Here is a 20,125-nt window from a genome sequence, read left to right as displayed (position 1 = left end):
CCCGTCCAGTCTCCCGGCCGCCTACAGGCGGGTCGGCACGGCGCTGGCCGAGGCCGGCGTCTCGTTCAGCCGGCCCAACTGGCGCAACGTCTCCAGCCGCGCCTTGGCACGGTAGGCATATTCGCTGGTGGGGTAACGGGCGATGATGAAGTGGTAGGTCTGCGCCGCGTCGACGAACAGGCTCTGGCGTTCCAGGCACTGGCCGCGCAGCAGCGAGATTTCCGGCTGCAGGTAGGGCCGCGCGCGAATCCGCCGTTCGGCCCGCGACAGGTCGAGCATCACCTGTGCGCAATCGCCTTTGTCGTAGGCGCGGTAGGCCCCGTTCAGGTCGCTGTTCAGCGACCAGCTGTTACAACCGGTGGCACTCAGCGCCAGGCAGGCAACGATCAAGCTTCGCATAGGCATATCCTCCGTTGGGAACTGTATCGGCGCGTATTGGCGTGACTGAAGGGCCTGACTAGACTGGGATGCCCCTCGCCCTGGCGCCAAGGAGATGCCATGCGCTTCGCCCGCCGTCTCGTCCTGCTCCCGTTGCTGTCGCTGCTGGCCGCCTGCTCGCCGACCACGCCGCTGTTCGTCGCCCAGGTGACCACTGGCGAAGTCGCCGAATACAAGCAGATGAAGAGCAACCGCATGACCGCCGCCATCGAGGAGGAAGGCGACCTGCTGACCTACAGCGCCATGGCGATCCGCGACAACAGGAGCACCGAGGCGGAGAAGCTCTACCTCACCGGCTACGACAATAGCCGCTACAGCGCCGAAGTGCGCGGTATCTCGCTGTACCAGATCGGCCTGATCTACATGAGCCGCTACAACGACCAGCGCGACGACGCCAAGGCCACCGACTACTTCCAGCGCGTGGTCCGCGAGTTCCCCGGCACCCACGCCGCCGAGCATGCCCAGGCGCGCCTGCTGGCGATGCGGCAGCGAGCCAGGGAGCCGGTGCAGAAGAGCGCCCGTGAATTGCTCGCCACCTGGAAACCACAGCAGAACCTCGATCTCTACAAGACCAGCCTCGACCCGGACATGACCCTGCTGTCGCGCCGCGCGGTGCTCAAGGATCGCGTCGACGAAGCCGCCGAGCTCTACCTGCTGGCGGTCAACGATCCGGCGATTCCTGCCGGTATAAAGGAAAAGGCCCTCTACCAGCTCGGCCTGATGTACCTGGCGCCGGACAACCCGCACCCGAACCGCGACAAGGCCATCGAATACCTGCGCCGCCAGTTGCTCGACTATCCTGAAGGCGAATTGTCGAACAAGGCCAGCCGGCACCTCGACCAGGCGCTCAACGTGCAACCGCGCTGATCCCCGCCGGACTGACCCAGATCAAGCGCCCGTCGCGGCGCCTGGTCTGCAATGGCATTCCCGCCCAGTGCCAGGAGCGTTGCCATGAACCTGCATAACCTGCTGGTGGTCGTCGACCCGAGCAGCGACGAACAGCCGGCCCTTACCCGTGCCCAGTGGATCGCCGAACGCAGCGGCGCCAGCGTCGAGTTGCTGCTGTGCGACTTCAACCCGGCGCTGGACGGCGGGCTGTTCTTCGACAGTCACTCGCTGCAGCGTGCCCGCGACCTTTACCTGGACGAACGGGTCACCTGGCTGGAGCAGCTTTCCATGCCGCTGCAGCAGGCCGGCATCCGCACTCAGGTCGAGGCCCAGTGGGGCAAGCCGCTGGACCGGATGGTCCTGCAACGGGTCGGCGAAACCCGGCCCGACCTGGTCCTCAAGAGCACCCGCAAGCACAACCTGCTGCGCCGCCTGCTACTGGGCAACAGCGACTGGCAATTGATCCGCCACTGCCCGCAGCCGCTCTGGCTGGTCCATCACGACGCCTGGCGCGGCCAGCGCCTGTGCGCGGCGCTCGACCCGCTGCATGCCAGCGACAAGCCGGCCGCCCTCGATCACCGGCTGATCGCCGCCGCCCGCCAGCTCGAAGCCAGCCTGGGGCTGCGCGCCGACTACCTGCATACCCACGCGGCGATGCCGCGCAGCCTGCTGTTCGACGCGGAAATGCTCGCCGGTTACGAGCGTTTCGTGCTGCAACATGAGGAACGTCACCGCCAGGCCTTCGACGACCTGCTGGCAGCCTACCCGGAGATCGCCGCGGAGCGCCGCCACCTGCTGGCCGGCTATGCCGAGCAGGCGATCCCCGACTTCGTCCGGGCCAACGACATCGACCTGCTGCTGATGGGCGCGGTCGCCCGGGGGCACCTGGACAACGCGCTGATCGGGCAGACCGCCGAACGCGTCCTGGAGGAGGTGGAATGCGACCTGCTGGTGCTCAAACCGACAAATGACATCTGATGCAGATAGTATGACTCCGCAGTCGCCGCCGAGCCTCGCCGGTGGTAGCCTGCACGCCAGCGTTATCCAAGGAGTCCTTTGCATGTCCGTTCGCCGCACCAAAATCGTCGCCACCCTCGGCCCAGCCAGCAATTCCCCGGAAGTGCTGGAGCAACTGATCCTGGCCGGGATCGACGTCGCCCGCCTCAACTTCTCCCACGGCACCCCCGATGAACACCGCGCCCGCGCCAGGCTGGTGCGCGAACTGGCGGCCAAGCACGGCCGCTTCGTCGCCCTGCTCGGCGACCTGCAAGGACCGAAGATCCGCATCGCCAAGTTCGCCAACAAGCGCATCGAATTGCAGGTCGGCGACAAGTTCCGCTTCTCCACCAGCCACGCCCGCGACGCCGGTACCCAGGAAGTGGTCGGCATCGACTACCCGGACCTGGTGAAGGACTGCGGGGTCGGCGATGAACTGCTGCTGGACGACGGCCGGGTGGTGATGGTGGTCGAGGAAGTCGCCGCCGACGAACTGCGCTGCCGGGTGCTGATCGGCGGCCCGCTGTCCGACCACAAGGGCATCAACCGCCGCGGCGGCGGTCTCACCGCGCCGGCGCTGACCGACAAGGACAAGGCCGACATCAAGCTGGCCGCGGACATGGACCTGGACTACGTGGCCGTTTCCTTCCCGCGCGATGCCAAGGACATGGAGTACGCCCGCCGCCTGCTCACCGAGGCCGGTGGCAAGGCCTGGCTGGTGGCCAAGATCGAGCGCGCCGAGGCGGTCGCCGACGACGACGCCCTCGACGGCCTGATTCGTGCCAGCGACGCGGTGATGGTGGCCCGTGGCGACCTCGGCGTGGAAATCGGCGATGCCGAGCTGGTCGGCATCCAGAAGAAAATCATCCTGCACGCTCGCCGCAACAATAAAGTGGTGATCACCGCGACCCAGATGATGGAGTCGATGATCCACAGCCCGATGCCGACCCGCGCGGAAGTCTCCGACGTGGCCAACGCCGTGCTCGACTACACCGACGCGGTGATGCTCTCGGCGGAAAGCGCCGCCGGCGAGTACCCGGTGGAAGCGGTGAAAGCCATGGCCCGCGTCTGCCAGGGCGCCGAGAAGCACCCGACCAGCCAGAAATCCAGCCACCGCCTCGGCCAGACTTTCGACCGCTGCGACGAGAGCATCGCCCTGGCGTCGATGTACACGGCCAACCACTTCCCGGGGATCAAGGCGATCATCTGCCTGACCGAAAGCGGCTTCACCCCGCTGATCATGTCGCGCATCCGCTCGTCGGTACCGATCTACGCCTACTCCCCGCACCGCGAGACCCAGGCTCGCGTGGCGATGTTCCGCGGCGTGGAAACCATCCCCTTCGACCCGGCGGCGCTGCCGGCGGAGAAGGTCAGCCAGGCCGCGGTCGACGAGTTGCTCAAGCGCGGCGTGGTGACCAAGGGCGACTGGGTGATCCTGACCAAGGGCGACAGCTACACCGCCCAAGGCGGCACCAACACCATGAAGGTGCTGCACGTCGGCGACCTGCTGGTATAAGCGCACGTCGCGGCGGATAACGCCCGGGGCGTTATCCGCCCTACGGACCGGCGCTCCGCTAACTCAACGTGGTGTAGGGCGAATAACCGCTACGCGGTTATCCGCCGTTTCAGCCGCATCGCGGCGAATAACGCCTGGGGCGTTATCCGCCCTACGGATCGTCGCTCCGCTGGCCCAACAGCGGTGTGCTCAGGCGAACCTGGAGAAATCCGGCTGGCGCCGGTGCATGAAGGCGCTGAGCGCCTCGATCGCCTCGGGCGAGCGCAGTCGGGTACTGAAGATATCGCCTTCCTCGGCGATCACCCGGCGAAGCTCCTCGATAAACGGCGCTTTCATCAGGCGCTTGCTCTCCACTACCGCCGAGGGCGCCAGGTGCAGGAAGCGCCGGGCCGCATCGCGGGCGTGCTCCAGCACCGTGGCGCCATCCTCCAGCGCCGCATTGGCCAGGCCCCAGGCCGCCGCCTGCTCGCCGCTGAAGTCCTGGCCAAGCATCAGCAATTCCGCAGCCCTGGCATGACCGAGCATGCGCGGCAGGATCAGGCTCGAGCCGAACTCCGGTGTCAGGCCGAGGTTGACGAACGGCATCTTCAATCGCGCGTTGCGACCAACGAAGACCAGATCGCAATGCAGCAGCAGGGTGGTGCCGATACCCACCGCCGGTCCGTTCACCGCGGCGATCACCGGCTTGGGGAATTCCAGCAGGGCGCTCATGAAGCGGCCGACCGGGCTGTCGCGCAGGGATGGCGGTTGCTCGAGGAAGTCGAGGATGTCGTTGCCGCTGGTGAAGCAGGCATCGCCGCCAGTGATCAGCACTACCCGCACAGCCGTATCGGCCTGCGCCTCCAGCAGCGCCTCGGCCATCCGGCTGTACATCGCGCGGGTCAGCGCGTTCTTCTTGTCCTGGCGGTCCAGGCGCAGGGTCAGCAGCCCTGTTTCGCGTTCGACCCGAATCAGCTCGCTCATCGTCACTCCAGGGATGCGGCGCAAGGCCGCGGCAATGGCTGCAAGGCACCGCCACCGGCGCCGCGTCAGGCGTGGGGCAGGAACAGGTCCGCCAGGGTCTGGCTACGCGGTACGCCGGCCAGGTAGAGATGCCGGGCGAAGCGTTCGACGCTGACGGGTTGGCCGCAGAGTAAGGCCATGCTGCGCCGCGGAACAAGGCGGAGATCGGCCAAGGCAGAGGGCAACTGCGCCGCCGACACCAGGTTGACGCGCAGTTGCGGATGACGCCCGGCCAACTCCGCCAACTCGCTCGCCAGGTAGTGGTCGCGCGCCAGGTGCAGCAGCTGGATCGGCGCCTGGTGTTCCGCGCGCAAGGCTTCGCGAAGTATCCCCCAGAGCGGCGCCAGCCCGGTGCCGGCGGCCATCAGCAACAGCGGTCGCTCCTGCCAGTCCGGCTCGTAGCGCAACGCCCCGCCGCGCAACTCGCCCAGACGCAGGAGCGCGCCAGGCGCCAGGCGCCGGGCGCGGTCGCAGAACGCGCCGGGAGCGCTACAGTCGATGTGGAACTCCAGCCATGGGTCCTCGTGAGGCAGGCTGGCCAGCGAATAGGGACGCGCCACGCCATCGTCGCTCCACAGCAGCAGGTGCTGCCCGGCGCGATAGCGCAAGGGCCGCTCCGGCTCCAGGCGCAGGCGCAGCACATCGCCCAGCCAGTGGCAGGCGACGACCCTGGCCGGCAGCCCGTCGCGCTCAGGATCGAAAGGCTGCAACACGAGGTCGCCGAGCACCCGGCACTGACAGGCCAGCCGCCAGCCCGCTTCGCGCCGTACCGGATCGAGCGCCTCCGGGAGGGTGTCTTCCACCTCGCCCTGCAGGCAATGCACCAGGCAGGCGTGGCAACTGCCGGCGCGGCAGCTATGGGGCACGGCGATGCCGCCGGCGAGCAGCGCATCCAGCAGGTTGCTGCCGGCGGCGACGGCAAGACGTCGCTCGCCGACCCGTATGTCAGGCACTGGTGACCTCCCAGGTGGCGTCGCAGCGGTTTCGTCCGCCACGCTTGGCACGGTAGAGCGCCTGGTCGGCCCGCTGCAAGGCCTCGTCGAGATCGTCGTCGGCATACAGCAGGGTCATGCCCACCGAAAGGCTCAGGGTATCCACCGTGACCCCGACCGGTTCCGCCTGTTCGAACGCCAGGCGCAGGCGTTCGCAACAGCTTTCCAGCTGTTCCGCGTCGGCGTGGGGCAGCAGCAGGACGAACTCCTCGCCGCCGTAACGGGCCAGGACGTCGCCATCGCGCAGACAGGAACGCGCCACCGCGGCGAAGGTCTGCAGGACCCGATCGCCGGCGGCGTGGCCGTGGCGGTCGTTGATCCGCTTGAAGTGATCGAGGTCGATCAGCGCCAGGCCGTGCTGCCGGTTCGGCAGCAGGTCTTCCAGCGCCCGACTGGCCAGGCGCATGAAATGCCGGCGGTTGAACAGCCCGGTGAGTTCGTCGGTGGCCACCAGGTCTTCCAGTTGGCGCATCATGCCGCGCAGCGTGTCCTGGTGCGCCTGCAAGGCATAGCGGCGCTGGCGCATGCGTTGCCGCATCGCCTGTATGTAGCTGGCGAACAGGCTCAGCCAGACCATTACGATGAACATCACGAGCACCTGCAATGCAGCCCGGCCCGGCAGCTCGAGACGCTGCTGCAAGGCCTCTACCAGGTAGATGCCGGAAAAAGCGATGAACGCCAGCGCCGCACAGCGGGCGAAGACCCGCGGCGGCAGTTGGAACACGCCGAACAGCAGGGCCAGCACGTAGAACACCATGAAGGTGCCGCGCAGGCTGTCGACGTGATAGAGGAAATAGGTCAGCCAGGCGATCGCCACCAGCACCTGCGGCTCGGTCAGGCTGGGATCGGCGTAACGCAGGTTGCGACCGCTGGCGAACAGCCAGAGGAAGGCCAGTTGGCAAGCCACCACCAGGGTGGTGCTGGCTGCCGCGGTGGTCGGCGCTGCGCGGTAGAAGCCGCTGAGTAGCGCCAGCCAGAGCAGGACCAGGCCGAGCAGGTAGGTGCCTGCGGCCATGCCGAACCGGCGGAGCAAGAGCTTTTGCAGCGCACGCTGTTTCAGAGGAGGCTTGTCTGTGCGCATGGGCTCCGTCCCGTAATGGCACCTGGCCGCAATGTACCCTGCCCCCTGCGGGTTGCCTAGTCGAACGAACTGCCAGCTAGCGGACCGCGGATTTATCGGCCGACCAGCCGGCTGGCCGACCAAGGTCTGATCGTCGGCGCGTGCGCCCGTCTCGCCGGAACGGCTATACTGTCGCGCCTTTTTTGCGCCGGTGCCTGACCGGCGCGCTCCTCGGCTGCGGCCGGCTCCGTGACCCTGCCCCGCATCCGAATTACCCGCCTGAAGAGGACCGTGCTCCATGGCCGTGATCAAGCAAGACGACCTGATCCAGAGCGTCGCCGATGCCCTGCAGTTCATCTCCTACTACCACCCGGTCGATTTCATCCAGGCCATGCATGAGGCCTACCTGCGCGAAGAATCGCCGGCTGCCCGCGACTCCATGGCGCAGATCCTGATCAACTCGCGCATGTGCGCCACCGGCCACCGCCCGATCTGCCAGGACACCGGGATCGTCACCGTGTTCGTCCGGGTCGGCATGGACGTGCGCTGGGACGGCGCTACCATGAGCGTCGACGATATGATCAACGAAGGCGTGCGCCGCGCCTACAACCTGCCGGAGAACGTCCTGCGCGCCTCGATCCTGGCCGACCCGGCCGGCGCGCGGAAGAACACCAAGGACAACACGCCGGCGGTGATCCACTACTCCATCGTTCCCGGCGACAAGGTCGAAGTCGATGTCGCGGCCAAGGGCGGCGGCTCGGAGAACAAGTCGAAGATGGCCATGCTCAACCCGTCCGACTCGATCGTCGACTGGGTGCTGAAGACTGTACCGACCATGGGCGCCGGCTGGTGCCCGCCGGGCATGCTCGGCATCGGCATCGGCGGCACCGCGGAGAAAGCAGCGGTGATGGCGAAGGAAGTCCTCATGGACCCGATCGACATCCACGAACTGAAGGCCCGCGGCCCGCAGAACCGCATCGAGGAACTGCGCCTGGAGCTGTTCGAGAAGGTCAACCAGTTGGGCATCGGTGCCCAGGGCCTGGGCGGCCTGACCACCGTGCTCGACGTCAAGATCATGGACTACCCGACCCACGCCGCCTCGCTGCCGGTGTGCATGATCCCCAACTGCGCCGCGACCCGCCACGCCCACTTCGTGCTCGACGGCTCCGGCCCCGCCGAACTGGAAGCGCCGTCGCTCGACGCCTACCCGGAGATCGTCTGGGAAGCCGGCCCGTCCGCGCGCCGCGTCGACCTGGACAAGATCACCCCGGAAGAGGTGCAAAGCTGGAAACCGGGCGAGACCCTGCTGCTCAACGGCAAGATGCTCACCGGCCGCGACGCCGCGCACAAGCGCATGGTCGACATGCTGAACAAGGGCGAAACGCTGCCGGTGGACCTGAAAGGCCGCTTCATCTATTACGTCGGCCCGGTCGATCCGGTCGGCGACGAGGTGGTCGGCCCGGCCGGTCCCACCACCGCCACCCGGATGGACAAGTTCACCCGCCAGATCCTCGAACAGACCGGCCTGCTGGGCATGATCGGCAAGTCCGAGCGCGGTCCCATCGCCATCGAGGCGATCAAGGACAACAAGGCGGTATACCTGATGGCCGTCGGCGGCGCCGCCTACCTGGTCGCCCAGGCGATCAAGAAGTCCAAGGTGCTGGCCTTCGCCGAACTGGGCATGGAAGCGATCTACGAGTTCGAGGTGAAGGACATGCCGGTCACCGTCGCGGTTGACACCAACGGCGAGTCGGTGCACATCACCGGCCCGGCGGTCTGGCAGAAGAAGATCGCCGAAAGCCTGGCGGTCGAGGTCAAGTAAGCCTGCTCCGTCCCTGGAAAAGCCCGGCCCCGCGCCGGGCTTTTTCGTACGGCCACTGGCGGGAGCCTGGGCTGGCAGCGCCGCAGGCGCCTTGGTTCAGCCGAACCAGAAATACAGCAAGGTCAGGTTCGCCGCCGAGATCAGGCCGAACAACGACCAGGCCAGCGCGCTGACCCAGCGCGGGTTGACGAACTCCCCCATGAGGCCCCGGTCGCTGCTGAAGCGAATCAGCGGCCACAGGGCGAACGGCAATTGCAGGCTGAGCACCACCTGGCTGAGCACCAGCAGCTTGCCTACCGCGCCTTCGCCCAGCCAGAGCACGCCGATCAAGGCCGGCACCAGGGCCAGGCCGCGGGTGATCAGGCGCCGCTGCCAGCAGGGAATCTTCGCCCGGAGGAAACCCTCCATCACCACCTGCCCGGCAATGGTGCCGGTGAAGGTCGAGCTTTGCCCCGCCGCCAGCAGGGCGAAGCCGAACAGGAAGCTGGCCAGGGCGCCGCCCACCAACGGGTCGAGCAGGTGGTAGGCGTCCTGGATCTCCACCACCTCGGTATGGCCGCTGCCGTGGAAAGCCGCGGCGGCGAGGATCAGGATCGCCGCATTGACCAGCAGCGCCAGGGACAGCGAGCCGATGGTGTCGAGCCGGGAAAAGCGGATCGCCGAGCGTTTGCTCGCCGCGTCGTCGCCGCTGACCCGGGTCTGCACCACGGACGAATGCAGGTAGAGGTTGTGCGGCATCACCGTCGCGCCGAGGATGCCGATCGCCAGGTACAGCGGCTCCTGGCTGCTCAGGGTGTCCCAGGATGGCCGCAGGCCGGCGGCGACATCCGGCCAGTAGGGGCCGATCAGCACCAGTTCGACGAAGAAACACGCGCCGATGGTCGCGATCAGCCCCAGCACTATGGCCTCCAGGCGGCGGAAGTTGGCGCCCTGCAGGGCCAGCACGATCAGGGTATCGAAGGCGGTGAGGACCACCCCGGTGGTAATCGAGACGCCCAGCAGCAGGTGGAAGGCCAGCGCCGCGCCGAGCACCTCGGCAAGGTCGGTGGCGACGATCGACAGTTCCGCCAGCAGCCATTGGCCACGCGCCACGCCAGGGCGATAGCGCTCCCGGGAGAGCTGCGCGAGGTCGCGGCCGGTGGCGATCCCCAGGCGCGAACAGAGGCTTTGCAGGAGCATCCCGGAAAAGCTCGCCAGCACCACCACGAACAGCAGCGCGTAGCCGAAGCGCGAGCCCGCCTCGATGGCGGTGGCCCAGTTGCCGGGGTCCATGTAGCCGACCGAGACCAGCAGGCCGGGGCCGACGAACAGCGCCAGCTTGCGCAGCGGCGAGGCGTCGGCCGGCACCGCCACGCTGTGGCTGACCGCCGAGGGACAGAACGGCGCGGTGGCCGTGGTGGGCAGGGAGTATTTCACGAGGCGACGCCGGATCGGGGAGGAAGTGCGACCAGCCTAAACGTTTCACCCCGGTCGCGTCTTCCCTCCCCTCAGGCCTGGGCGCGCTGGCCGACCAGGCTCAGCTCGGCGACCTTCTCGCGCCGCTGCGCCAGGTAGCGGGTGCAACTGACACGCAGGAAGGAGGCGAAGTTGAGCACCTCGCCGCGATAGTCCATCACTTCCTCGTAGAGCTTGGTGATCAACTGGTTGGTGCTCAGGCCCTCGCCTTCGGCGATTTCCCGGAGGATGTCCCAGAACTGGTTCTCCAGGCGCAGGGTGGTCACCACCCCGCGGATGCGCAAGGAACGCGAGCGCGATTCATAGAGGATCGGGTCGGCTTTCACATAGAGTTCGCACATGCGCGGGGGTCTCCTGGGTCTCAGTGGCTGATACGGGTGCCGAGCACCTCAAGGAAGCGCGCCAGCCTCGCCGGATGCGCCGGCCAGGCCGGCGCAGTGACCAGGTGGCCGTCGACGTGGGCCTGGTCCGACGGAATGTCGACGTACTCGCCGCCGGCCAGCCGCACCTCCGGGGCGCAGGCCGGATAGGCGCTGCACGCCCGCCCTTGCAGGACGCCGGCGGCGGCCAGCAGCTGGGCGCCATGGCAGACCGCGGCGATCGGCTTGCGCGCGGCGTCGAAGGCACGCACCAGAGCCAGCACCTGCTCGTTCAGGCGCAGGTATTCGGGGGCGCGGCCGCCGGGGATCAGCAGGGCATCGTAATCCTCGGCGCGGGCCTGGGCAAAGTCGGCATTGAGGGTGAAGTTGTGGCCCGGCTTCTCACTGTAGGTCTGGTCGCCTTCGAAATCGTGGATGGCGGTGCGCACGCTTTGCCCGGCCCGCTTGTCCGGACACACCGCATGCACCTGGTGGCCCACCATCTGCAGGGCCTGGAACGGGACCATGGTTTCGTAGTCTTCGGCATAGTCGCCGACCAGCATCAGGATCTTCTTCGCAGCCATCACGCGCACTCCTTCGGGCAGGGCCCGGTCATACCGGGGATGCACCTAAGGTAGCCAATCCGCAGGGGGACGCGGGTAATAGACGGTTACTACACGCGTGCCGGGTTCAGATGCCGATCTTGTCCAGGGCCCGCCCGACGCCTTCCCAGAACGAGCGCTGCACGCGTTTCCGGTAGCCGCTGGCGGCGAACTGCATGGGCTCCTGGACCTGGTGGGTAGCGCCGATTTCCGCAGCGCCGAGATCGGCCGCCACCAATTGCAGCGGGCCATCGCCCTCACCCGCCGGGTTCTCGCTCTTCGGTGGCGGGTTGAGTTCGTCGTAGCGCAGGTAGTAGACCGAGCCGGCCCTGGCCTCGAGCATGAAGCTGGCGATGCGGGTGAAATCCATCGGACCGTCGGCGAACAGGGTCCAGAAGCTGCCCGCCAGCGGCCGGCGCATTTCCAGCTTGTAGCTGCCGGTCTCGAACTCGAACGCCAGGTAGCCGTTGCTCGGCAGGCTGCCGATCAGTTCGTTGTTGAGGAAGATCCCCGGCGCCTCGAGTTCCTCGTCCGCCCACTGGCTCCGCGGACGGTAGAGGTAGACGGTGGCGTGGCTGGCATCGGCGCTCGGATGGGCGACGAAGGCCGGTCCGTCCACCGCACCGAAGAACGCGCCGGGCGTGCTGCAGCCGACCAGGCTCGCGACGATCGACAGGGCCAGCGACAGGCTGCGCAGCATGCTCCATCCCTCTTCTTATGGTTATCCGCGCAGCATAACCAGCCGGGTCGGGCCTGCCACCCGTCGAAAGTCCGGTTCTCCGGGAGAACGGCCTCAGGCCGGGCGCGGCACCTTGGCCAGCGCCGGCGTCGGCATCAGCCGGCGCACCAGCCACTTGCGCACCGGCACCACGCCGCGCTCCTGGAACAGTACGCAGAACGCCACCAGCAGGACCAGGAACAGCGGGTAGTAGAGCAGCGACGATGGCAGCGCGGCCGCCGCCTCGGTGCAGGCGCGCCAGTCGTCGAGACAACGCCCCGGCACGGCGATAAGGCGCTCGCTACGGGAGAACAGGGTGAACATCGGCACATGCAGGGCGAACAGCGACAGCGAGGCGGCCCCCAGGCGCGGCGACCAGTGGCGGACGAAAGCGCTCTTCGGGTCGGCGGGCAGCGCGCAAAGGCACACCAGCAGCAACTGGGCCGGCAGCAGCAGGCCGTTGTGCAGCAGGAAGTACCAATGCTTGGCGCCCTGGGTGAACAGGTAGTCGGCCACCAGGAAGGCCGCCACCACCAGCGCCACCAGCGCGGCCAGCAGGCCACGTCCCGGCACCATGCCGCGGTCGCGGTAGCCGCGGAACAACCCGTAGGCCAGGATGCCGCCAAGGAATTCCGGCAGGCGCAGCAACGGATTGCGGTGCAGCAGGCCGGTCCAGGGGATCCCGTAGCTCTCGCTGGCCACTACCAGCGCCGGCGGGATCAGGTAGACCAGCCAGACCAGCGCCAGCACCTTCCACTTGTGCCGGCTGCGCATCAGCCGCGGGGCGACGAAGGGAAACGCCAGGTAGAAGAACATCAGCGTCGACAGCGACCACAACGGCGCGTTGAAGGTCAGGTAATAGGGATTCCAGGCCTGCAGCAGGAGGATCTGCAGGATGCTGTTGACGAACAGTTCGGTGTTGCTCATCCAGTGCAGGAAGAGTTCCGGGTGGGTGCGGCCGAGCACTTCGTTGGTGTCGTAGATGACGAAGCGCGGGGTGGCCTTGTCCAGCTCGGGACCGATTCCCAGGTGGCTGAGGGCCAGCAGCACCAGGATCGACAGCAGCAGGGAGAACAGGTGCAGCGGATAGAGATTGGACAGTCGCTTGGTCCAGAAGCTGCGGGCGCTTTCGCGCAACCGGCCGCTGCGTGCGTAGACATGGGCCAGGAGGAAGCCGGAAAGCACGAAGAAGGTACTGGTGGCGAAGAACCCCAGGCTGGTCAGTTCATCGAGACCGGGAAACTTCTGCTCTTTCGGATAGGTATGCAGGGTGTGGTACACCACCACGTACAGGCCGAGCAGGAAGCGCAACCATTCCAGTCCGATGAAACGTTCCTTGGAGTCGGGCGTTGCCACGCATCTCTCCTTTGTCATTGTAATGGGCGGTCCGGGGTAGACCCGCAAGCTCCCCGGCAAGTTTCACCGGGCCGGCCAGCGGCTACGAACGGCCGCGCCCTAGCGCCGGCGGTCGAGGAAATTCACCACTACCCGGTCCAGCCAACCCCACAGGCGCTGGTGCAGGCGCATCCACAGGGGTCGCGCGCGCCACATCGCCAGGGTCACCTCGCGGCTGTCGGCGAAGTCCGCCAGCAGGCTCGCCGCCGCCTCATTGGTGAAGTCCGGGTCGAGGGCCTCGAGATTGGCGTCGAGGTTGAAGCGTAGATTCCAATGATCGAAGTTGCAGGAGCCGACGCTCACCCAATCGTCGACCATGACCATCTTCAGGTGCAGGAAGCGCGGCTGGTATTCGTGGATGCGCACGCCGGCGCGCAGCAGGCGCGGGTAGTAGCGCTGCCCGGCATAGCGCACCGGGGCGTGGTCGGTGAGCCGCCCGGCCAGCAGCAGGCGCACCTCCACGCCGCGCTGGGCGGCCTTGCGCAGGGCCCGGCGAACCTTCCAGGTCGGCAGGAAGTACGGCGTCGCCAGCCAGATCCGTCGGCGCGAGCCGTTCAGCGCGCGGACCAGCGATTGCAGGATGTCGCGGTGCTGGCGGGCGTCGGCGTAGGCCACCCGGCCCAACCCACGGGCCGCCCCCGGCTGCGGCGGAAGGCGGGTAAGGGTCATGCCCTCGCGGGGCTTCCAGGCTTTCTCTTCGAGACAGGCCAGCCATTGCCGCTCGAACAGCGCCGCCCAGTCCGCCACCACCGGGCCGTCCATCTCGACCATCACCTCGCGCCAGGCGCTGACGTCGCTGACCGGTTCCCAGAATTCGTCGGTGATCCCGGCGCCGCCGACATAACCGAGGCGCCCGTCCACCAGCAGCAGCTTGCGATGGTCGCGGTAGAGATTGCCGCCAGTCAGCTTCCAGCGCAGCGGGTTGTACAGCCGCAGTTCGCCGCCGGCCTCGCGCAGGCGCTGGATCCAGGCGCTGCCCAGGCCGAGGCAGCCGAAGCCGTCGAACAGGCAGCGCACGGCGACGCCCCGGCGGCGGGCATCCAGCAGGGCGACGAGAAACAGTTCGGCGCAATGCCCGTCTTCCACCAGGTACAGCTCCAGCTCGATGCTCCGCTGCGCCGCCTCGATGGCCAGCAGCATGCGCGGGAAGAACCGCACGCCGTCATTGAGCAGGGCGAAGCGGTTGTCGCTGCGCCAGGGAAAGACCGGGCCGCTCACCGCGAAGTGAAGATCAGCACGGCGCCGACCGGCACCGAGAGCCCGATGCTGCCGGCGCCGGCCAGCTTGCGCAGGGTCTCGATGCCGGGGGCGAGGTCGAAGTCGGCGGCGTCCAGCACCAGCGGCGACAGGGTCACCACCTGGAAGCGATGCTCGTCCAGGCGGGTCACCAACAGGTCGCTGGCGTAGCTCTTGCGCTTGCCGTGCAGGCTGACGGTCACCGGCTGGCGCATTTCCAGTTGCACGCCGTCGGCCAGCTCGACGATCGGCGCCAGGTCGAGCTGGGCGGTGATCTCCGCCTCGGCGAAGCGCTTGGTCTCGAACAGATGCTCGCGGATGCGTTCGTCGCGCAGCGGGATGTCGGTGCTCACCGAGTCCAGCTCGACGCGCAGGCGCGCCTGCCCCTTGTCGTCGACCTTGCCGTGCATGACCAGGAAGCGGCCGACTTCCGAAAGGGTAGCGTTCTTGGTGGAGATGAAACTGAGTCGCGACGACTCGTAGTCCAGGTACCAGGCGGCCTGGACCGGCAAGGCCAGGAGGGCCAGGCCGAGGCAGATCAACTTGTGCATGCGGGCTCCCTTTGCGTCCGGCGCCACCTTAAACCGGCCGCCTGGGAGCAGGCAAACTCCCGCGTCAGTCGAGCGCGTGCTGCAACTGACTGACGGTATCGGCCAGGGTTCCCAGGTGCCGGCGGCGCACCCGTTCGACGCAATCCTGGTCGCGCGGCCAGTGCAGCGCCACGCTGCCGAGCAGGCGACCCTGGGCGCGTACCGGCAAGGCCACCGCGCGGATCAGGAACGGCAGGCGCACCGGATACTCCCAGTGTCCCTCGGTACGCTCGCCGTAGCCCTGGCCGTGGGCCTGCTCGCGGGTGCGCAACCAGAGGTCCTCGTCTACCTGGTGCTGGCGCGCCAGGCGGCGCACCTCGCTGTCTGCCAGTTCGCCCAGGCAGGCCTTGCCCATGGCCGAATGGAACAGGCTGGCGTGCTGGCCGACCACCAGCCGGTTGGCCGGGTAGCGCTTGCGCAGGACGCCGGGCACCGAGCTTTCCGCCACCAGCAGGCGGTCGCCGTCGAGAATCGACAAATCGGCGACCAGCCCGGTGCGCTCGCTCAACTCCACCAGCAGCGGCGCGGAACGCTCCACCACCTGGCAGCGGAAGCGCTCGGCGGCGTCACCGTAGAGGCGGGTGGAACGCAGCCGGTAGCGCCGGTCGGTCAAGCCGCGGTACAGCCAGCCCTGCTCCAGCAGGGTATGCAGCAGCCGCGACACCGTGGCCTTGGGCAGTTCGGTCAGGTAATGCAGTTCCTCGAGCCCCAGCGCCTGGTGCTGGCCCAGCAGATCGAGGATCGCCAGCGCCCGCTCCACCGAACGCACGGTTCCCGCCTCTTCTCTTTCCGGCATGACGACACCTCCACCGTCGACAGACCGTTATGGCAAAGCAAGATGCAGGCCCAGGTCATGTAGGAAGAGTCTGCGAATACGCCAGCATTGCTCCGCGGCCTAGTCGATTCCCCCTGGAGCCTCGAGCATCGCCGGCGGACGGCGGCTGACCCAACGGGTCAGGCCCTCGTGGGCATGGGCCAGTTGCAGCACCGCCAGGTCGGCCTGCGCCGGGCCGATGATCTGCAATCCCATCGGCAGGCCCGCCGCGCCGAAGCCGATCGGTACGCTGATCGCCGGCAAACCGGCCAGGGTCGGGCCGATCACCACCTCCATCCAGCGGTGATAGGTGTCCATCGGTCGCCCGGCGACCTGCCGCGGCCACGCCGTTTCTGCATCGAAAGGAAACACCTGGGCGCTGGGCAGCAAGAGGAAATCGTAACGTTCGAACAGACGCGCCAGCGCCCGATACCAGTCGCTGCGATCCAGCGAGGCGCGATAGACCTCGGCGGCGCCGAGGCCGAGCCCGGACTCCACTTCCCACTGCGCCTCCGGCTTGAGTCGGACGCGCCGTGCGGGATCGGCGTAAAGCTCGCCAAGCGAGCCCTGCACCAGCCACTGGCGATGGACCAGCCAGGTGCGCCACAGGCGCTCCAGGGGATAGTCCGGCAGGCACGCCTCGACGTCGCAGCCCAGCTCGGCGAAATCGCCCAGCGCGGCTTCGCAAAGCTCCAGCACGCCCTCCTCCATCGGCAGGTAGCCGGCGTAGTCGCCGAGCCAGCCGAGCCGGGCTCCGCGGAAGTCGCGCCCGAGGTCGTCGGCGAACCTGCGCGGATCGTCGCGCAACGACAGCGGACAGCGCGGATCGTAGCCGGCCTGGGTGGCCAGCAGCCGGGCCAGGTCGGCCACGCTGCGCCCCATCGGGCCTTCGGTGGCCAGTTGCTGAACGAACAGTTCCGCTTGCGGGCCGTGCGGCACCCGTCCCTGGGACGGGCGGAAGCCGTAGACGTTGTTGTAGGCGGCGGGGTTGCGCAGCGAACCCATCATGTCGCTGCCGTCGGCCACCGGCAGCATGCGCAGCGCCAGCGCCACCGCCGCCCCACCGCTGCTGCCGCCGGCGATCCGCGCCGGATCGTAGGCATTGCGGGTGGTGCCGAACAGCGGGTTGTAGGTCTGCGAGCCGAGCCCGAACTCCGGTACGTTGGTCTTGCCGATGACGATCGCACCGCTGCTCTTCACCCGCTCGACGACGATTGCGTCGTGCTCCGGCACCTGCCCGGCGAACAGCGGCGAACCCAGGGTGGTAGGAATGCCGGAGGTGGCGGCGAGGTCCTTGATCGCCTGCGGCATGCCGTGCATCCAGCCCAGCCATTCGCCGCGCGCCAGTTGCCGGTCGCGCTCGTCGGCCTGGGCGAGCAGGCGGCTTTCCGCCTGCAGCGAGACGATGGCGTTGACCCGCGGGTTGAACCGTTCGATCTGCGCCAGGTAGGCCTGCATGACCTCGCGGCAGGACAGTTCGCGTCGGCGGATCGCCGCGGACAGCGGCAGCGCGTCAAGCGCGACGATTTCCTCGTGGCCGTCGCTTCGATGGCGGGTGGCGCTCATTCACAGACTCCTTGCCGGCTTGCCCAGGGCCGGTTCACGGGGGCGCGGGGCGGGCGTCGCGCCCTCCCGCAGATAGAGGGTGGCGAGCAGCCCGAGGAAGGCCGCGCCGAGCACGTAGAACGCCGGCGCCACTGGCGAGCCGCCGACCTCGGTGAGCCAGGTGACGATGAACGGGGCGAAACCGCCGAACAGCATCACCGCCAGGTTATACGCCACCGCCAGGCCGGTGGAACGCACCCGCACCGGAAACTGCTCGGCCACCGCGGTCGGCGCCGGGCCGAAGAAGCCGCCGATCGCCGTGCACAGCAACAGTTGCATCAGCAGCAGGCGCCCCAGGCTCGGCGCCGCGGCGACCCAGGCGAACAGCGGATAGACCATGAGCATGAAGGCCAGGGTCGCGACCAACAGCACCGGGCGCCGCCCGAGCCGGTCGGAGAGTCCCCCAGCCAACGGGATTACCAGGGTCATCAGCGCCACCGCCGCCATCTGCACCATGAACACCTCGTCCAGCGGCAGGCCCAACTGCTTGTGGGCGAAGGTCGGCATGTTCACCAGCACCACGTAGAAGGACACCGTGCCGATCACCGTCAGGCCCATGCTCACCAGCACGCTGCGCCGGTATTCGCGCAGCACGCCGAGCAGCCCCTGGCGCTCGCCGGGCTCCCGGATGGCTTCGAGGAAGGCCTCGGTCTCGCCCATGTAGCGGCGGATCCACAATCCCACCGGACCGATCAGCAGACCGAACAGGAACGGCACCCGCCAGCCCCAGCTCTCCAGGGACTCGGCGTCCAGGCAATGGGTGACCAGCGCGCCCATCCCCGCACCGGCGAACACCGCCAGGCACTGGCCGAACAATTGCCAGGAACCGTAGAGACCGCGCCGGTGCGGCGGCGCGCTTTCCACCAGGAAAGCCGTGGCGCTGGCGTACTCGCCGCCGGTGGCGAAACCCTGCAGCATTCGCGCGATCACGATCAGCAATGGTGCGCCGACGCCGATCGCCGCGTAGGTCGGGGCGAAGGCGATCATCGCGATGGACAGCGTCATCAGCAGGATGATCAGTTGCATCGCCGCCTTGCGTCCCCTGCGGTCGGCATACAGGCCGAGCAGGACCCCACCGACCGGACGCATGAAGAAACCGACGCCGAAGGTGGCCAGGGCCATCAACAGCGAGGTGTACTCGTCGCCGGAAGGGAAGAACAGCCTGGCGATCAGGCTGGAAAGGAAGCCGTAGACGATGAAGTCGTACCACTCCAGGGCGTTGCCGATCACGGCAGCCGCCACCTGGCGGGTACGCGAGGTACCGCTCGGGCAAGCGTGCATGGGAATCTCCTGGTAACCGGGGGAATGCCGGCGCGGCTCAGGCCGCGCCGTTATTGGCGGCAGTCAGTCGAAGGCCGGACGCCGCGGGGGCGGCCAGCCAGGTCTCGGCGAGCGCGCCCCAATAGGCCGCGCCCCGGACCAGGATGTCGTCGTTGAAGTCATAGGCCGGGTTGTGCACCATCGGCCGTCCTCTGCCGTTGCCGATGAACAGGTAGCTGCCGGGGCAGCGCTGTAGCATCCAGGCGAAGTCCTCGCTGCCCATCAGCTTCGGCGTGTCGCCGTCGACCTGCTCCGCGCCGGCCAGCTCGACCCCGACCTGGCGGGCGAACTCGGTTTCCTCGACGCTGTTGACCAGCACCGGATAGGCCGGGTAGTGCTCGATGCTGGCCTGGCACCCATAGCTGGCGGCCTGCAACTCGATGATCTGGCGAACCCGCTGCAGCACCTGCTCGCGCACCTGGCCGTCGAGCGCCCGCAGGCTCAGGCGCAGCACGGCGCGCTGGGGTATGACGTTGGCCGCCTCGCCGGCCTGCAATGCACCGACCGTGACCACCGCGGCCTTCTGCGGATCGACGTTGCGCGCCACCACGCTCTGCAGGGCCATCACCGCGCTCGACGCGGCGAGCAGCGGATCGACGCTCAAGTGCGGCATCGAACCGTGGCCACCGACGCCCTCCAGGGTGACGCTCAGCAGGTCCTGGGAAGCCATCATCGGTCCCGCGCGGAAGCCCAGGTGCCCGGCCTCCAGTCCCGGCATGTTGTGCATGCCGAACAGCGCATCGCAGGGAAAGCGCTCCAGCAGCCCGTCGGCTAGCATCGCCTCGGCGCCGCCCTGGCCTTCCTCGGCGGGCTGGAAGATCAGTACCTGGGTGCCGTCGAAACGCCGCGTCGCCGCCAGGTAGCGTGCCGCGCCGAGCAGCATCGCGGTGTGTCCGTCGTGGCCGCAGGCGTGCATGCGCCCGCCGTGGCAGCTGCTGTAGCCGAGCCCCGTGGCCTCGACGATCGGCAGCGCATCCATGTCCGCCCGCAGGCCGAGCCGCCGCGTACCGTCGCCCTGGCGGAGGACGCCGACCACGCCGGTGCGGCCGATCCCTTCGTGCACTTCGTAGCCCCAGCCGCGCAGGCACTCGGCGACCAGCGCGGCGGTGCGTCGCTCCTCGAAGCCCAGTTCGGGATGGGCGTGGATGTCCTGGCGCAGGCTACGCAGGTCGTCGGCGACCTCCTCGAGCCAGGCCACGATGTGTCGATGTCGAGCCATGCCGTCTCTCCTCTGGCCGGATTGCGCTCCGGTCTTGTTGGCGGGAGGCCCGGACGCAAGGCCGGCCGGGCGTGGTCACAGCTAAGCGCGGCGCGCGG

General features: G+C 68.0%; 19 protein-coding genes. 4 read left to right on the top strand and 15 right to left on the bottom strand.

The genetic code is table 11. The annotated features are described in order from the left end of the window. Positions 1-21: 21 nt before the first annotated feature. Entirely contained in the window at positions 22-405 is a 384-nt protein-coding gene (locus HMPREF2914_RS21030; RefSeq protein ID WP_003141224.1) for a tetratricopeptide repeat protein, read from the bottom strand. Between the two features lie 93 nt (positions 406-498). On the opposite strand from HMPREF2914_RS21030, the gene HMPREF2914_RS21025 reads away from it, so the two are divergent. From HMPREF2914_RS21025 to pyk, 3 genes are all read left to right on the top strand, one after another. Then, a complete protein-coding gene (locus tag HMPREF2914_RS21025) occupies positions 499-1,305 on the top strand; it encodes a tol-pal system YbgF family protein (protein WP_003141225.1) in 807 nt (268 codons plus the stop codon). Between the two features lie 84 nt (positions 1,306-1,389). Next, positions 1,390-2,304 carry a universal stress protein gene (locus tag HMPREF2914_RS21020; protein WP_003093926.1) on the top strand — a complete coding sequence of 305 codons (915 nt, stop codon included), beginning with the start codon at positions 1,390-1,392 and terminating at the stop codon, positions 2,302-2,304. An 82-nt stretch (positions 2,305-2,386) separates the two neighbouring features. Then, positions 2,387-3,838, top strand: a complete 1,452-nt coding sequence (gene pyk / locus HMPREF2914_RS21015) for a pyruvate kinase (RefSeq protein ID WP_003093930.1) — start codon at positions 2,387-2,389, stop codon at positions 3,836-3,838. Positions 3,839-4,027: 189 nt separating this feature from the next. On the opposite strand, the gene HMPREF2914_RS21010 is transcribed toward pyk, so the two are convergent. The 3 genes from HMPREF2914_RS21010 to HMPREF2914_RS21000 form a co-directional block, all read right to left on the bottom strand. Continuing rightward, positions 4,028-4,801: an enoyl-CoA hydratase gene (locus HMPREF2914_RS21010; protein ID WP_003110043.1), complete on the bottom strand. Its 774-nt coding sequence runs from the start codon at positions 4,799-4,801 to the stop codon at positions 4,028-4,030. 65 nt (positions 4,802-4,866) lie between these two features. Beyond that, positions 4,867-5,793 carry an iron-sulfur-binding ferredoxin reductase gene (locus tag HMPREF2914_RS21005; protein WP_003134650.1) on the bottom strand — a complete coding sequence of 309 codons (927 nt, stop codon included), beginning with the start codon at positions 5,791-5,793 and terminating at the stop codon, positions 4,867-4,869. After that, on the bottom strand, positions 5,786-6,913 hold the full coding sequence (locus HMPREF2914_RS21000; protein WP_003093937.1) for a GGDEF domain-containing protein: 1,128 nt from the start codon (positions 6,911-6,913) through the stop codon (positions 5,786-5,788). The genes HMPREF2914_RS21005 and HMPREF2914_RS21000 overlap by 8 nt, the downstream gene beginning before the upstream one ends. A 277-nt stretch (positions 6,914-7,190) precedes the next feature. On the opposite strand from HMPREF2914_RS21000, the gene HMPREF2914_RS20995 reads away from it, so the two are divergent. Next, a complete protein-coding gene (locus tag HMPREF2914_RS20995) occupies positions 7,191-8,714 on the top strand; it encodes a fumarate hydratase (protein ID WP_003093938.1) in 1,524 nt (507 codons plus the stop codon). Between the two features lie 96 nt (positions 8,715-8,810). Here the strand turns inward: HMPREF2914_RS20995 and HMPREF2914_RS20990 are convergent, their stop codons facing one another. The 11 genes from HMPREF2914_RS20990 to HMPREF2914_RS20940 form a co-directional block, all read right to left on the bottom strand. Then, positions 8,811-10,118: an Nramp family divalent metal transporter gene (locus tag HMPREF2914_RS20990; RefSeq protein WP_073646363.1), complete on the bottom strand. Its 1,308-nt coding sequence runs from the start codon at positions 10,116-10,118 to the stop codon at positions 8,811-8,813. 83 nt (positions 10,119-10,201) lie between these two features. After that, positions 10,202-10,510 (bottom strand): ribbon-helix-helix domain-containing protein, encoded by a 309-nt coding sequence (locus HMPREF2914_RS20985; RefSeq protein WP_003093942.1) that lies wholly within the window; start codon positions 10,508-10,510, stop codon positions 10,202-10,204. 20 nt (positions 10,511-10,530) lie between these two features. Then, positions 10,531-11,115 (bottom strand): DJ-1/PfpI family protein, encoded by a 585-nt coding sequence (locus tag HMPREF2914_RS20980; RefSeq protein ID WP_139148221.1) that lies wholly within the window; start codon positions 11,113-11,115, stop codon positions 10,531-10,533. 103 nt (positions 11,116-11,218) lie between these two features. After that, positions 11,219-11,830: a DUF2846 domain-containing protein gene (locus HMPREF2914_RS20975; protein ID WP_023092836.1), complete on the bottom strand. Its 612-nt coding sequence runs from the start codon at positions 11,828-11,830 to the stop codon at positions 11,219-11,221. 93 nt (positions 11,831-11,923) lie between these two features. Then, positions 11,924-13,204 carry an acyltransferase family protein gene (locus HMPREF2914_RS20970; protein WP_023092837.1) on the bottom strand — a complete coding sequence of 427 codons (1,281 nt, stop codon included), beginning with the start codon at positions 13,202-13,204 and terminating at the stop codon, positions 11,924-11,926. Positions 13,205-13,303: 99 nt separating this feature from the next. Then, positions 13,304-14,383: a phospholipase D-like domain-containing protein gene (locus tag HMPREF2914_RS20965; RefSeq protein WP_003120863.1), complete on the bottom strand. Its 1,080-nt coding sequence runs from the start codon at positions 14,381-14,383 to the stop codon at positions 13,304-13,306. A 74-nt stretch (positions 14,384-14,457) separates the two neighbouring features. Beyond that, positions 14,458-15,030 (bottom strand): YceI family protein, encoded by a 573-nt coding sequence (locus HMPREF2914_RS20960; protein ID WP_003093949.1) that lies wholly within the window; start codon positions 15,028-15,030, stop codon positions 14,458-14,460. Between the two features lie 64 nt (positions 15,031-15,094). After that, positions 15,095-15,865, bottom strand: a complete 771-nt coding sequence (locus HMPREF2914_RS20955) for an IclR family transcriptional regulator (RefSeq protein ID WP_003093951.1) — start codon at positions 15,863-15,865, stop codon at positions 15,095-15,097. A gap of 99 nt (positions 15,866-15,964) precedes the next feature. After that, positions 15,965-17,449, bottom strand: coding sequence for an amidase (locus tag HMPREF2914_RS20950; RefSeq protein ID WP_003093953.1), 1,485 nt, complete (start codon positions 17,447-17,449; stop codon positions 15,965-15,967). Further along, positions 17,450-18,769, bottom strand: a complete 1,320-nt coding sequence (locus HMPREF2914_RS20945; RefSeq protein ID WP_003093955.1) for a citrate-proton symporter — start codon at positions 18,767-18,769, stop codon at positions 17,450-17,452. It abuts the gene before it with no gap. Positions 18,770-18,806: 37 nt separating this feature from the next. Continuing rightward, positions 18,807-20,027: a M20 aminoacylase family protein gene (locus tag HMPREF2914_RS20940; protein ID WP_023980554.1), complete on the bottom strand. Its 1,221-nt coding sequence runs from the start codon at positions 20,025-20,027 to the stop codon at positions 18,807-18,809. Positions 20,028-20,125 lie beyond the last annotated feature (98 nt).

It is taken from the genome of Pseudomonas sp. HMSC067G02, assembly GCF_001813485.1.
Lineage (GTDB): Bacteria > Pseudomonadota > Gammaproteobacteria > Pseudomonadales > Pseudomonadaceae > Pseudomonas > Pseudomonas aeruginosa.
This window is presented reverse-complemented; position numbering and strand designations above follow the sequence as displayed.